Origin of the sequence: Enterobacter cloacae complex sp. ECC445 (assembly GCF_021892025.1) — a bacterium.
Classification (GTDB): domain Bacteria; phylum Pseudomonadota; class Gammaproteobacteria; order Enterobacterales; family Enterobacteriaceae; genus Enterobacter; species Enterobacter chengduensis.
The window spans coordinates 130,377-144,055 of sequence record NZ_JAKLRZ010000018.1; the positions used below are offsets into that span (position 1 = coordinate 130,377).

11 protein-coding genes are annotated in these 13,679 nt (G+C 55.1%); 2 read left to right on the top strand and 9 right to left on the bottom strand.

The features are described from left to right. Positions 1-3: 3 nt before the first annotated feature. The 9 genes from L6R44_RS15190 to L6R44_RS15230 all read right to left on the bottom strand — a co-directional run bounded on the left by L6R44_RS15190 (position 4) and on the right by L6R44_RS15230 (position 12,302). Complete coding sequence (locus L6R44_RS15190) at positions 4-2,358, bottom strand: type VI secretion system Vgr family protein (RefSeq protein WP_237424662.1); 2,355 nt, start codon at positions 2,356-2,358, stop codon at positions 4-6. Continuing rightward, positions 2,351-5,020 carry a type VI secretion system ATPase TssH gene (gene tssH / locus L6R44_RS15195; RefSeq protein ID WP_237424663.1) on the bottom strand — a complete coding sequence of 890 codons (2,670 nt, stop codon included), beginning with the start codon at positions 5,018-5,020 and terminating at the stop codon, positions 2,351-2,353. Before tssH ends, L6R44_RS15190 begins: the two co-directional genes overlap by 8 nt. Before the next feature lie 158 nt (positions 5,021-5,178). Beyond that, complete coding sequence (gene hcp, locus L6R44_RS15200) at positions 5,179-5,670, bottom strand: type VI secretion system effector Hcp (protein WP_039339792.1); 492 nt, start codon at positions 5,668-5,670, stop codon at positions 5,179-5,181. Positions 5,671-5,674: 4 nt separating this feature from the next. Further along, positions 5,675-7,357 (bottom strand): OmpA family protein, encoded by a 1,683-nt coding sequence (locus L6R44_RS15205; RefSeq protein WP_237424664.1) that lies wholly within the window; start codon positions 7,355-7,357, stop codon positions 5,675-5,677. Beyond that, on the bottom strand, positions 7,357-8,085 hold the full coding sequence (gene tssL, locus L6R44_RS15210) for a type VI secretion system protein TssL, short form (protein WP_032643423.1): 729 nt from the start codon (positions 8,083-8,085) through the stop codon (positions 7,357-7,359). Before tssL ends, L6R44_RS15205 begins: the two co-directional genes overlap by 1 nt. Beyond that, the gene (gene tssK / locus L6R44_RS15215) at positions 8,082-9,431 is read right to left on the bottom strand and encodes a type VI secretion system baseplate subunit TssK (protein ID WP_032643425.1); all 1,350 of its coding nucleotides are present in this window, start codon (positions 9,429-9,431) and stop codon (positions 8,082-8,084) included. Before tssK ends, tssL begins: the two co-directional genes overlap by 4 nt. An 18-nt stretch (positions 9,432-9,449) precedes the next feature. After that, positions 9,450-10,994 carry a type VI secretion system contractile sheath large subunit gene (tssC, locus tag L6R44_RS15220; RefSeq protein ID WP_237424665.1) on the bottom strand — a complete coding sequence of 515 codons (1,545 nt, stop codon included), beginning with the start codon at positions 10,992-10,994 and terminating at the stop codon, positions 9,450-9,452. Between the two features lie 32 nt (positions 10,995-11,026). Continuing rightward, the gene (tssB, locus tag L6R44_RS15225; RefSeq protein WP_032643429.1) at positions 11,027-11,524 is read right to left on the bottom strand and encodes a type VI secretion system contractile sheath small subunit; all 498 of its coding nucleotides are present in this window, start codon (positions 11,522-11,524) and stop codon (positions 11,027-11,029) included. A gap of 640 nt (positions 11,525-12,164) precedes the next feature. After that, positions 12,165-12,302 (bottom strand): hypothetical protein, encoded by a 138-nt coding sequence (locus L6R44_RS15230; protein ID WP_154219997.1) that lies wholly within the window; start codon positions 12,300-12,302, stop codon positions 12,165-12,167. Positions 12,303-12,314: 12 nt separating this feature from the next. Here L6R44_RS15230 and lpxP point away from each other — a divergent pair, with 12 nt between their 5' ends. Together lpxP and ypdK are read left to right on the top strand one after the other, a co-directional pair. After that, positions 12,315-13,235: a kdo(2)-lipid IV(A) palmitoleoyltransferase gene (gene lpxP / locus L6R44_RS15235; protein ID WP_024907634.1), complete on the top strand. Its 921-nt coding sequence runs from the start codon at positions 12,315-12,317 to the stop codon at positions 13,233-13,235. 358 nt (positions 13,236-13,593) lie between these two features. Further along, positions 13,594-13,665, top strand: a complete 72-nt coding sequence (ypdK, locus tag L6R44_RS24945; protein WP_099458937.1) for a membrane protein YpdK — start codon at positions 13,594-13,596, stop codon at positions 13,663-13,665. Positions 13,666-13,679: the final 14 nt, after the last annotated feature.

Here is a 13,679-nt window from a genome sequence, read left to right on the forward strand (position 1 = left end):
CTGTTATTCGCTGGCGTATTTGGCGGAGTTTTTACCGACCACACTGATTTCTGTCGTTTTGAAATCAGGTGTTTCAAACGGCAGGCTCTTCCCTGTCCCTGGCACCAGATAATTAGCCACCTTCATGGTCAGGTCACCTTTCGAGCCGTGCTCAATGCCGCTGTCGCTGAGTTTCAAGTAAGAGCCGCCGCCATTCACCGTTAGGGCTTTAGGCGTACTGATAACAATTTCATCGTCAGTACTGGTGATGGTCAGTTCTTTTTGCGCACTCATGTCCAACGTGTTGTGGCGGGCATGCATTTCCACATCACCGAGGTTGGCTATCATTCGCACTCCCGCTTTGTGTGCAAACAGCCCCAGTTCATTCTCAGCACTCAGGGAGATGTTTTTCATTGCTCCCATATCAAGGTGCTTACCGGCCGTCAGCATCGTATTATTTGTACTGGTAAGCTGAAGGTGCTCGCCTGAGGTAAAGGCGATCCCCTGCGGGGCGGACGCCAGCAGGACTGCTGCCTGCAAGTCAGCAATGCTCTGCGTCACAAGGTTGTTCTGAGCCTGAATATCACTGACCAGCGCTTTCGCCGCTTCAGCCGCATTGTTCAGTGCCTGCATTTCGCTGTTGGCCTGTTTGATGCGGTTGACGGCCGGCGTCATTTCCAGCATCTGACCTTCACCTTTTGCCTGCGCATCCGCGGTCAGGAACATGCCTCTTCCGGCACGAACGGCACCGAATTCATCGGTACGCAGTTCAAAACCGGTACCGCGAGGCTCACGCTGAGCATTTACCACATGGCCACCGTTAAGCTGCGTTTTCCCATAAGGGGTCGCCAGCTTAAAATGCTCTTCCTGACGCTTATCTTCCAGGCGGAGCTTGTTGTCCCCCGCCGTACGCCAGACGTTTCGCGTGTGATTGTCGCGGGTGACATGATCCGGGTGTTCGGAATCATGCTGGGCGTGAGCGATGTAGGGCCTATCCGGATCGCCGCTGTCAAACATCACGGAGACTTCAGTCCCGTCGAGCAGCGGTGAGTGAAAACCGTAGGTGTCTCCGGCATAAGGTTTGGCCATTCGCAGCCACAGGTACGCGTATCCCTGCTCAGTCTCGCTGCGGTCAAAATCAAGGCGAACCCGGTAGCGGCCTTGGTTATCCAGATACGCATAGGTGTCGCCCTTTTCGTCGCTTTCCACCCGGGCAGGTAACGTACCGGCGACAACCGGACGCTTCAGCAGCGCCGGGCGATAGCAGACGGTTTCGCTGTAAGGGATCCCCGTAAAGCGCAGCTGAAACCCCTTATCACGGGCTCCGGAGGTCTGCACACCGGTGATCACAATACCGTCTTTCAGCGACGCCGGAATACTGCCCTGAGGCTCCAGTACCTCACCGGGTGCCAGTAACGGGCTGCTTGCGCGCCCTTTTACTGTCAGCTGCCCGTTGAGATACCGCTCATGGCGGAGACGGGCAAACCAGGCACCGCCTTCCGGGATGTCAGCATCACCCTCACTCAAAAACGGCTCCGCGTAGTGATAGGTCTCGCCGGTGGTGGCTCCGCCCTCCTGACGGACGGTCGCCGAGCTGTCCTGTGGCGTCAACGCTTCACGGTAGTTATAGTCGCGGTTAGCGACGCTTCCGGTGACCACATGGTCTTCCGGGCTGATATCCCAGACACTCTCCTGACCGTTATCACTGGTGCGTGAGGGCGGGATCACCGGGAGTTTTACGCCAAACTGATACTGCATCTGACTGTCCTGGAAAATCACCACATCCTGCTCGATACGGCTGTCCATTTCAAAACGCCAGAAAATGCCCACTTCCGCCAGTAGACGCTGGATAAATTCCAGATCCGTCTCACGCCACTGGGTAATCAGTTCACGGACCGGGTAATGCTGCGACAGGCGAAACTCAAAATCCGCGCCTTCCAGACCGTGGGCGCGCAGAATTTTTTCTACCACTTCCGGCACCGACTGATTCAGATAAACCTCGCTGCGCTGCGTGTGCTGCATCAGAGCAATACGCGGCACGATGCGAAGGGCATAGGTGATTTCATCCCCCGACATCGAGATCCGACGGAAGGTATCCACCACGCCATATATCGTGCGTACCGGCACAGCTGGCGTGCCATTAAACAAAGGTGTCTGGAACGTGAAGGATGCCGGTTTCAACATGACTTCACTGCTGGCAATACTTGCCGTACAGGTGACGGTGACCTCGTAACGCCAAGGCTGGCTCAGCGATTCGCTGGCACGAAACCGCAGCACGTCCAGGAAATGATCGCACTCATGCACATCCACCCGGTAGCGGGACAACCCCAGAGCCTCATCAATCGCGTTCTGCGCCAGGCTGCTTAAGCGTTCAGTCATCGGTTATCTCCTGCTGTTTATTCTGCGCGGCGTCAAACTCCAGCACGATGCCCTCTTCCTCATCCCATCCAAGCGTCAGACTGTGCGGTTTCTGCTTCGCGGCCATGTGAGTAAGTAGCTGCTGACTCAGTACCGGCAGGATTTGCTGGTTGAGCAGGCTGTCGACGTTGCGCGCACCGGTGTCCGGCAGCAGGCAGGCGACCGTCAGCGTGTCATACAGGCTGTCACCAATATGCGTGGTCAGGCCGTAATGGCGTTGTAAGCGCTTGCTGACCTGGCTGAGCTTCATCTCCACAATGGTGCGCATGGCGGGTTCATTCAGCGGGCGATAAATCACGGTCTGGAAACGGGCCAGCAGCGCAGGTTGGAAGTGGTCACGCAGGATCGGGCGCAGCAGTTCATGCAGGTCGCTTTCACTGGCATCCGGTTGCTCATCCAGCAGCTGCATGAGGTGGTCGCTGCCGAGGTTAGAGGTCATCAGAATAACGGTATTACGGAAGTCGATTTCACGCCCTTCACCGTCGCGCATAAAGCCGCGGTCGAAAACCTGGTAGAACAGATTCATGACATCGCGGTGCGCTTTTTCCACTTCATCCAGCAGCACAACGCTGTACGGACGCTTGCGCACGGCTTCGGTCAGAATACCGCCCTGCCCGTAGCCAACGTAGCCCGGAGGGGAGCCCTTCAGCTGCGAAACCGTGTGCGGCTCCTGGTATTCAGAGAGGTTGATGGTAATCAGGGATTTCTCACCGCCGTACAGCACATCCGCAAGCGCCAACGCGGTCTCGGTTTTACCGACACCACTCGGACCGACCAGCAGGAACACGCCCTGCGGACCGTTCTCTGACGTCAGCCCGGTTTTCGCGGCACGCAGGCGTTGGGCAATGGCATTCAGCGCCACATCCTGTCCAACCACGCGTTTGCCGAGTTCATTTTCCAGCACCAGCAGTTCGGTTTGTTCATCCTTCATCAGCGAGGAGAGCGGTACGCCGGTCCAGTCGGCAATCACGTTCGCCACGGTGCGGGTGTCGACATCCAGCAACAGCAACGGCGTGCAGCCCTGCAACGCGGAGAGCTGGTTTTGCAGGCGGTTGATATCCGTCTGCCGGCTGATGTCCTGGCGCACTTCGAGCAACTGTTCCGTCAGGCTCAGCTCGCGACCGTACTGGCTTTCCAGTTCGTCGAGTTCGACGATCAGATCGTTCTGCTGCTGTTCAATCGCCGCCAGACGTTCGCCGTGCTGATTGTTGCCCAGCGCGATATCTTCCAGCAGCGCCTGCTTCTCAATGTCCAGAGCGGTGAACTGCGCGCGGTACTGCGTCAGCGCTTCAGGCACGGTGTCGAGACTCATGCGCACGCGGGCGCTGGCGGTATCCAGCAGATCAACGGCTTTATCCGGTAACTGGCGGCCCGTCAGATAGCGGCGGGACAGCGTGACTGCCGCGCGGACTGCATCATCAGTGATGTGCACGCCGTGGTGCTCCGCGTAGCGGGATTTCAGGCCACGCAGCATCAGGCAGGCGGTATCGTCGTCAGGCTCGTCAACCTTCACCATCTGGAAACGGCGCTCCAGCGCCGCATCACGTTCGAAATACTGTTTATATTCAGACCAGGTGGTGGCCGCAATGGTACGCAGTTCGCCCCGGGCGAGGGCCGGTTTCAGCAGGTTGGCTGCATCGGCTCCACCCGCCTGGTTGCCCGCGCCAATGATGGTATGCGCTTCATCAATAAACAGCAGAATCGGCACAGGCGACTGCTGCACCGCATCAATGACGTTTTTCAGCCGCTGTTCGAACTCGCCTTTCACGCCCGCTCCGGCCTGCAGCAGGCCGAGGTCTAGGGTGCGCAGGATCACCGATTTGAGGGATTCAGGAACGTTGCCCTCGGCAATTCGCAGCGCCAGCCCCTCAACCAGTGCCGTTTTGCCGACACCCGGCTCGCCGACCAGAATCGGGTTGTTTTTGCGGCGACGAGAGAGGATATCCACCATCTGGCGGATTTCGGTGTCACGGCCAAACACAGGATCGATCTTCCCTTCCTTCGCTTTGGCGGTGACATCAAGGGTGAATTTATCCAGCGCGTTCTGCAGCGCAGGGCTGAGTTCACCCTCTTTTACTTCTGTACCCACAGGACGCCCAACGAACTCCACTTCTCCACCATGGCTTTGCGCCAGTTCCGCTTCCTGCTGCACCTCCGGACGTTCATCTGACTGTGCATCAAGCAAAGGCCGCAAGCGCTCAAGCTGACTCTGGCCCAGGGTCAGCAAAGGCCACAGGCCGTCGCAGCGCACCAGATTTTGTTTCTCAATCAGGGCCATCAACAAATGAACGCTGCGGAGATGTTCTTCACCCGCCAGTGAGGCTATCAGCCAGGCTTGCTGCATCAGCAACTGAATGTTTTCTGAGAGCTGCGGCCGGTGGCGCACCGAGCGCGGTTGTTTATCCAGCCAGCCCAGTAAATCCTGCCAGATGCTGTCCATATCCCATTCGTAGCGTCGAGCCAGTACCGTCAGGTCACCTTCCCCCTGCTCCAGCAGCTTCAGCAGCCAGTGCTCCGGCAGAATTTCGGCATGGGCACGGGTCTGACAGAGCGAAGCTGCGCCCTCCATCGCTCGGGCACAGTAAGGATTCAGACGACGTAACAGGATGGCTGGATTTTCCATGAGATTCTCTCTTTGTCGGTTCCTGGACACGCTACCGCCCCTCGCTGTTCACCAAAGCGCATAAGGTCAGGCAGGCAGATTGTTGTTTCTTTGCTGAGTGTCCGCATCTCAGGCACTCAGCAAAAAATTGCGGACAGGAAAACCTGCCCGCATCAGGATTACGCCGTGGCGCGTTCGTTCCAGGAATCGGAATGAATGATGTTGCCGTCTTTGTAGGTCCAGGTGATTTTTTCGTAACGCAGTTCAACGCGTTCCAGGTGGTTGTGCTTCTCTTTAGAAGGATCCTTGATGTCATACATTTCAGGATTTACCTTCACGACCTTCACGTTTTCCAGTTTGGTGTTGAAGTACTCCACTTCCTGACCCGCGTCGTTGATTTTGTACCACTTGAATTCCGCAGACTTCAGGGTCTGGCCGGTGGTCACCGCTTTGTACAGATACGGGCTGGAGGAATCGATTTCCTTAGTGAACAGGAACGGCGTGTGGATACGAGTGCCGGTCAGCTTGCCGGTGTTGTTATCGGTCGGGATGTACAGGTTATGTTCCTGAGCCACCACTTCGATGCTGCCGTCACGATCCTGAACGTCTACAGACCCTTTGATGTCCGCGCCGCCGTCGTCTTTCAGCCAAAGATAAACAGGAATTGCCATGGAATTACTCTCCATTGTGTTGTGAAGCGTCATCATCCTGCGATGACGCTAAGGGTTTGCCCGGTATCCGGCAGGCATCGGCCTGCGGAACCAGACTGATTTCGACACGGCGGTTAAGCGCACGCCCTTCCGTTGTGTCATTGGTTGCGACGGGACGGTCCTGACCGTATCCCTGAACCGCAAAACAGCTTTCCGGCACATCGCCGGTATCCCGCATCCAGTTGCGTACCGACTCCGCACGCTTCAGGGACAGCGTCTGATTCAGTTGCGGATTACCGGTATTGTCGGTGTAACCACTGACCACGATCAGCCATCCAGGTTTGGCCTTGATCCCCACCAGAGAATTGACCAGCATTTTGGTCGAACCGCTTTTCAGCTCAGATTTACCGGAATCAAACAGCGACATGCTGTCGAGACGAACAATTTTCGGTACGGGCGTTGGCTTCGGTTTTGGTGGTGGCGGTGGCGGCACATAGGTATCAATAGCCTGCTGCACCGCCAGCCACAGGCGGTTGCCAGAATAAAGTCCTAGCCCGTAACGAAGGGGTTCTCCCTGACGCTGCCAGCGCTCCAGCAACAATGCGTCCTGCTGCAGGGCAAGCAGGGCCTGTGCTTTCGGAACATAGTGGCTCATTGGGATAACCTGCCAGCGCTGAAGGTCGGCGCTTACCTTGCGGATAAGCGACAGGTTATGCCGCACGGATAGGACTATTGCACCGAGGGCGCATAACAGCAGAACTATCACAACCCGACGCCCGGTTTTCCCACCCTGCAATGGGGTGGTATAAGGGGCCAGCAGAGGAAGTACCGCATCGGCAAAATGCCACCGAGGTTCACAGGCAGTGACATGACCGGCAGGGGCAATGCGGGTCTGGCGGAACAATAACTGTGGCCACAGCGCGGCTGTCGAGGTGGATACCGACCCGAGACGCAGGGTGACAGCAAATGGTCGTAAGGCCGGACACAACCTGTCCGCTTTGCTCAGTTCATCCAGCATCACGGCGTGAAGCAGCGATGTCGCCTGGGTCAGGTATGGTTGAATTAGAGCCGCCTGCGGGGACTGCTGCCATTCACTGAGGGTGACGGCAGATTCATCTTCCGGACACACCAGGGCCGTATCTCCCCGCACCACTATCCAGGGTGTTTCCGGACCGCTGAATTCGGTACTCAGGACAACCGGCACGCTATAGCCGGTCAGGTCCCGCAACAGCTTCATCTGCAGGCGCAACGCCTTCAGGGAGGCGCGCAACAGTGCCTCATCTTCATGCTGGTCCGGCAGACAGCGGTACATTACGGCGAGCTGGCCTGCCATCGTCGGCGTACGGGCCAGCAGACGCTCAGCAAAAGGCGTGAGTCCGGACAGTTCAGTTATCCGGAGGTACCACCCCTGCGCCGTGCCACGTGTCTGCCCTGCTGCGAACATGCTATCACCCACATCCCCGCAGACCAGCACCACCGGTCCGGTATGACTGTCGGGCGGGAAAATTCCGGCCTCATCAGCCAGCTGTACCGGTTGCTGTTGACGGTAACGGCGACGAGCAAGCATGCCCGCAACCAGCAAGGCCACCAGGGTCAGGAAGACTTTCCCGGCAACCGGCCAGGTCAGGAATCCCCATACCAGCCACAACTCGGCGGCAAGGCAGAGCACTACCGGCAGAGCAGCCCGGACGACTGTTTTTCCACGCATCAGGGCTGCTCCGGCAGTTGCTGGCGCAGCAGATCCTGCAACCACAAATGACCACCCAGCCACACCACACCGGTCAGGATCACCGCCAGCACAATCCAGAACCAGACGGATCGCAGCAGGTTATAACGACGGCGACCGGTCTTCTGAACCACCAGTGATGTCCCGCTTTCCAGCGGTGGCACTCGCTCATTCAGGGCTGCGATCACCTCATCACGCTGTGACTGCCCGACACCAGAGAGGCTATATTGCCCCTGAAACCCTAACGCCAGCACCCGGTGGTAGCAGGTCAGCACAGCAGGCTCCGGTGCAGGCTGACGCAGCACCTCAGAGATACGATCATACAAGGCCCCGCCTGCTCTCAGGGATCCGAAGTAAACTGCCTGCAGTGGTGCAGAGCGCCAGGCGCGCTGCCCGGCATCAAGGGCCATATTCAGCACATCGGGGGCAGTGTCAGCAGAAACAGCCACCTCCGTATTTTCTGCTCGCAACCCTACCGACTTACGGTTCATGACTGTTTCGTCCAGCAGGGCGCACTGAGCATAAGTGATGTGATCAATACTTTCAGCATCCAGCCCGGCGCGCTCCAGCGCCTCGCGTACGCTTTCCACCTGTGCTTTGCAGGCCGCATACAGCGCAGGGCCATCCGTCACCTGCCCTCCGTGACGCAATTGAGCCACGGTTAGCCAGGTCTGCGCCATCAGGGCATCAATATCGATAACCTTATTCATGAGCGCAGCACCGCAAACAGTTCCAGCTCCAACTCGCCGAGCAGAGATGGAACGTAGAATACGCAAACCCCCTGATCCAGCATTTCGCGAGCCGAATCACTCTCCATGTCCAGCACAAAGTACTGGTTCTCCAGACGCACCGGCAGCGCTGCCGGTACACGGCTCAGGGCAATGAGGCCAATTCCTTCGACTGCCACGCCGGATACTTCATCGACATTCGCCGGGGCACCGGCAATACACATCTCTGCAAACCGTTCTGCAATCTGCCATGCCGGGTGACTGGCTCGTACAGAAAGGTAAAAATCCGCTTCATCGCGCAGACGAATATCATGTAATACCGCTTTCCAGGTTTCCGGATCCATCCTGTCCATTCTGACCGCAACCACGCGTGATGGCAGGCTTGCTTCCAACAGCTCACTGATGAGGTCAAACAGCGGCGGGAAGGTTTTTTCTGGCGCACGGTGGTCATAACACGGAATGGCATCCAGATCGTGTTCAAGCGAGAAGGTCAGCATACTGCCAGCAAGACGCGCCAGCTCGGCCCAGACCTGCTCAGGGTGACGATCCGGAAAGCGTTCATATTCAGAAAGTACACGGGCATGGGAGTTCAGAGCATTGAGCAGCCAGAACAGTGATACGTCAGAGACAGCGAAATCGGCCATCCGGTCATTGCTCTCGCGGCGCATGGACATCAGGCGCTGACGGCGCGAGCGCAGCTGACGGTTTAACAGCGCCAGTCGTTCGCACAGTCTACGACTGGCCGAGAACAGTGCCATAGGCGGGATAAAATCTGGATCCTGACGCCAGCCCCCCTCCCCGTCCTCCAACAGACGGGCAATGGCGCAGGTATCCCAGGCACTGTTATCTTCATGTCCGAAACGGAATGCCAGATTAAAGCGGGCCACAGCCATCGACTCTTCTTCCTCACCGAAACGATCGGCGATCGTTTCCCAGGCTTCCCGATAGCGCAGCGGACGCTCCGCTGGTACCGTGTCCGTCTGCACATTTACGATCCCGGCCTGCATCACCGGTAACGCCACATACACCGTCACCTGGGCATTGCTGGCAGAAGTCGGTGCCTCGATTTCACGCGGCTCCGGTGGCAGGTCGCTGAACCGGGTATCAATAAGCGTGTCATCAGGGAACCAAAGACGAAGCGACTGTGCCTGTACGCGGCCGGAGGCCAGCATCGCGTCATCCAGCTCAATCCGCCCAACGCCCCAAGGGAAGGCATTTCCGCGGGCGGCAATACCGGCGCGGGAAAATGCATCCCATTCAGACTGCTGCTGAAACTGCTGAGGGGCCAGAAGCGCCCCTTCATTCCATAACGGACGATGAATTTTCATCCCTTATTTCCCCTCGCCTTACGATTTCGCTTTCGGCATCTGGGAAACCAGCGACAGGTTGACGTCCATGCCTTCAACCTGGAAGTGCGGGATGGCGAACAGCTTCACGCGGAAGAAGCCCGGGTTGTCTTCAATATCTTCCACAACCACTTTCGCATCACGCAGCGGGTGAGAGGCCTGCAGCTCGTCGCCCGGATCGGTCATTTCAGTCACCAGGCTGCGGACCCAGGTATTCAGCTCCAGTTCAAGCAGCCGGCGATCCTTCGTGGTACCGATGTTTTCACGCTGGATCAGCTTCAGGTAATGGGCGATACGCGACAGCAGGAAGATGTACGGCAGGCGCGCGTTGATGCGGCTGTTAGCCGTTGCATCCGCGGTATCATACAGCGCCGGTTTCTGAGTGGAGTTGGCCGAGAAGAAGCAGGCGTAGTCGCGGTTTTTGTAGTAGGACAAAGGAATGAAGCCCAGATTCGCGAATTCGAATTCGCGCGTTTCAGGGATCATCACTTCGCTCGGGATTTTCACCTGATTGCCGGTACCCAGGTCATACAGATGGATAGGCAGATCCTGGACCGCACCGCCGGCCTGCGGGCCACGGATTTGTACGCACCAGCCATTATTAATAAAGCTGCGCACCATGTTGGACGCGAAGGCAAAAGATGCATTGGTCCACAGATATTTGTCGTGATCCGGACCTTTGACTTCTTCGACATAGTTGAAGCTGCGAACCGGAACGGTATCCGGGCCATACGGTAAACGTCCCAGCACGCGCGGCATCACCAGACCGATGTAGCGAGCGTCGTCCGTATCGCGGAACGATTTCCACTTGATGTACTCGGCGCGGTCAAAATAGTTACCAATATCTTTAATCGCGGCAACGTCTTCCATGGATTCTTTCAGGAAGAATTTCGGGCCTGCCGAGCCGATAAACGGCATGTGTGCAGCAGCGGACACTTTAGAGATGTTGCGCAGCAGCGCGACATCCTGCGCTGAAGCATCGAACTCGTAAGCGGAAATCAGTGCCGCAATTGGCTCGCCGCCCGGGGTGTCGTATTCATCAATGTAGGTGTGCTTATACAGACCACTCTGGACGATTTCCGGGCTGTCTTCAAAGTCCTGACGCAGGTCTTCTTTAGACATACTCAGCAGCTCAATTTTCACGTTCTGGCGAAAATCTGTTTTATCAACCAGCGACTTCACCCCGCGCCACAGGCTTTCAACCGCCTGAAACTCGTCATGGTGCATAACCGCGTCCAGCTGGCGGCTAATCTGGTAATCGAGCTCAGCGATGTGGTGATCGATCAGGCTTTTATCGAGTTTTTCGACCTTCGAGCCGGCTTTGGTCAGACATTCCAGAAAGACCTGCATACCGGCAGTCAGACGCTCATCAGCGGTCGCGTCTGACATGGCCTGCGCATCTTGCCAGATGTCCAGCGCGCTCAGTTCGGAGACAGGGCTCAGATTGATTTTCTCAAACAGGGAGGCGTAAACCCCACCTGCAGCGGGACGTTCCAGCACCACGCTTTCACCGCCAGTAATATTATTTTGTACAGACATGAGCATTCCTTGATTAATCCGTTAATACAGCGTGATGATTAAGGTTTTTTTGATGCCAGGGCTGAGAGTTCATTTCGCAGCTCAGCACTAAGCGACTGGTCCAGAACGATTTTTTCCAGCTCTTTTCGGAAAGTCTGGTTATCCAACAGGTTGGCCTTGAGATCGCGAAGCAAGTTGCGCATCGCCAGCATCGCCTTCAGCTGCGGTATCTGAGCAGCCACTTGTTCTGGCGTGAAATCTTTCATGCTCTGGAAAGTCAGCTGAATGTTGTCCTCACCACCGTCGTCAGACAGCGTATTTTTAACAACCAGATTAACCTTTGGGGAATATTCGGAAAGAACGCTATCAAAATTATTTTTGGTGATGTTAATTTTTTCACGCTCAGATATTGTCGCAGAGTCCTGCCCGTTACTGAAATCACCCGCAACCAGTAATTTCAGCGGTAGTTCCATTTTCTTACTTGCCCCGCCCGTATGCAGGTCAAGCTTCAGGTTAATACGTGCCTTAGGCACCTCATTCTGAAAACTGTCAGCCATCTAATCATCCCTCTTTGTTTTGCTATGCCAACTTCACGGTATCGTTCTTGACGCGCAATAATAGAATAATGATCGGAACAAAATCAAATACACAGATCATTAATCCGATACAAGAATTTTCTTAAGAATTTTCCACTAAGACATTATCGTAAATAGGACAACTAAATCAGGAAAAGAAACTGCTCTTTTCGCACAAATCGAATATTTGTATCGCAGAAGGGGTTGTAGCCAGAGAGATGTTTATAAAAACATCATGTTTTGATTTGCATCACAGCATAACGTCAAAAAGCGCGAAAGAACGACAATATCTTATTGCGGCACGATTAAAAGAAGACAGGAATGGATGAAAGCAGATGGCTATTCCATTGATGGTATGAATAACGCTTAAGAATTTTCACGAAGAAATTTCTTATTTATTATGCGGAGGAATAAATAAAGGCGTAAATGTTTAATTTGGCGCAAATCAACAATACCATTTTTTTTCTTTACGCCTTCCCTCTGAGCGCTAACGCTTTTGCCTTCCGCTCAGGCAGGAAAGGCGCTTTCATGCGACTGCCTATAAAATCTGTAAAATCAATCACCTTCCAAACTGCCGCTTTTTTAATCAAAAACGAGTAATAGCACATATCGTATAACGGTGCTACATTACGCCGCCCACCCAAATCAGCAGTGGCCAGGTAACGCCGTAAAGTTCGGTAAAGCCTGCAACCATCACCTTGAAGAACGGTCTTATCGGCACGTCGTATCGCAAACTCTGCGCTACCTTTACAGGCTTCACATAGGTTTTACTATTTTGTCTCAATCCAAATTTCAACGTGCGTTTTTACACCCGCGTTACTGGTTCACATGGTTTGGTCTTGGCGTTCTCTGGCTGCTGGTTCAACTTCCGTACCCTGTCCTGCGTTTGCTGGGGTCGAAACTGGGCAGCGCATCCCGCGTTTTCCTTAAACGTCGCGAATCCATCGCGCGTAAAAATATTGAGCTGTGTTTTCCGCAGTACAATGCCGAAGAACGCGAGAAACTCATCGCGGAAAACTTCAAGTCTATCGGCATGGCGCTGCTTGAAACCGGCATGGCCTGGTTCTGGCCAGATGAGCGTGTTCGCAAGTGGTTTGACGTGGAAGGGCTGGATAACCTTAAACGCGCGCAGATGCAAAAACGCGGCGTGATGGTCGTCGGCGTTCACTTTATGTCCCTGGAGCTGGGCGGCCGCGTGATGGGGCTTTGTCAGCCAATGATGGCAACCTACAGACCGCACAACAGCGCGCTCATGGAGTGGGTGCAGACCCGTGGCCGCATGCGTTCCAATAAGGCGATGATCAGCCGTAATAATCTGCGCGGCATGGTCGGTGCCCTCAAGAAGGGAGAGGCCGTCTGGTTTGCTCCCGATCAGGATTATGGACGTAAAGGCAGCAGCTTTGCGCCCTTCTTTGCGGTGAAAGACGTGGCGACCACGAACGGCACTTTTGTCATTTCGCGTCTGTCGGGTGCCTCTATGCTGACCGTGACAATGGTGAGAAAAGCAGATAAATCAGGCTATCGTCTGCACATCTCCCCTGAGATGGCTAACTATCCGGAAAACGAGTGTGAAGCCGCGGCGTTTATCAATAAAGTCATCGAAACTGAAATCATGCGTGCGCCAGAGCAGTATCTGTGGATGCATCGTCGTTTCAAAACCCGCCCTCTTGGCGAAGCCTCGCTCTATATCTAAGCCCTTCATGATGGTTAGTTTCGTTAAGAAACTAACCTTTTCAATCACCTGCCATCTCATTAAGAAACGCGCTTTCATTGCGTCGCCCAAAGTGAATTTATTGCGATGCGAAATCAAACTGTCGCCGTTCCACGACACTCGTAAGTGACGGAAATTATTTAAAAAAATCCCTCTTGTCACCCCTCACTTTTAGGCGTACATTAGCGCCGTCTGGCAACAGGAAAGCACAGAATTATGAGCTGGTGTTAACGGCGTAACGGGAAAATTCTCATTTCCGTTTTGACCGGATTCCAGTTCTCTATAATCAGGTGGACTCTGTTTTTAAATGCGTACCACAAGATACGCGGAGCGATGAAACGTGAAATATTTCTTTATGGGCATTTCGGTGATTGTTTTAGTCTGGGCCGGAACCTTTGCCCTGATGATCTAGTGAAGAAATGCAGT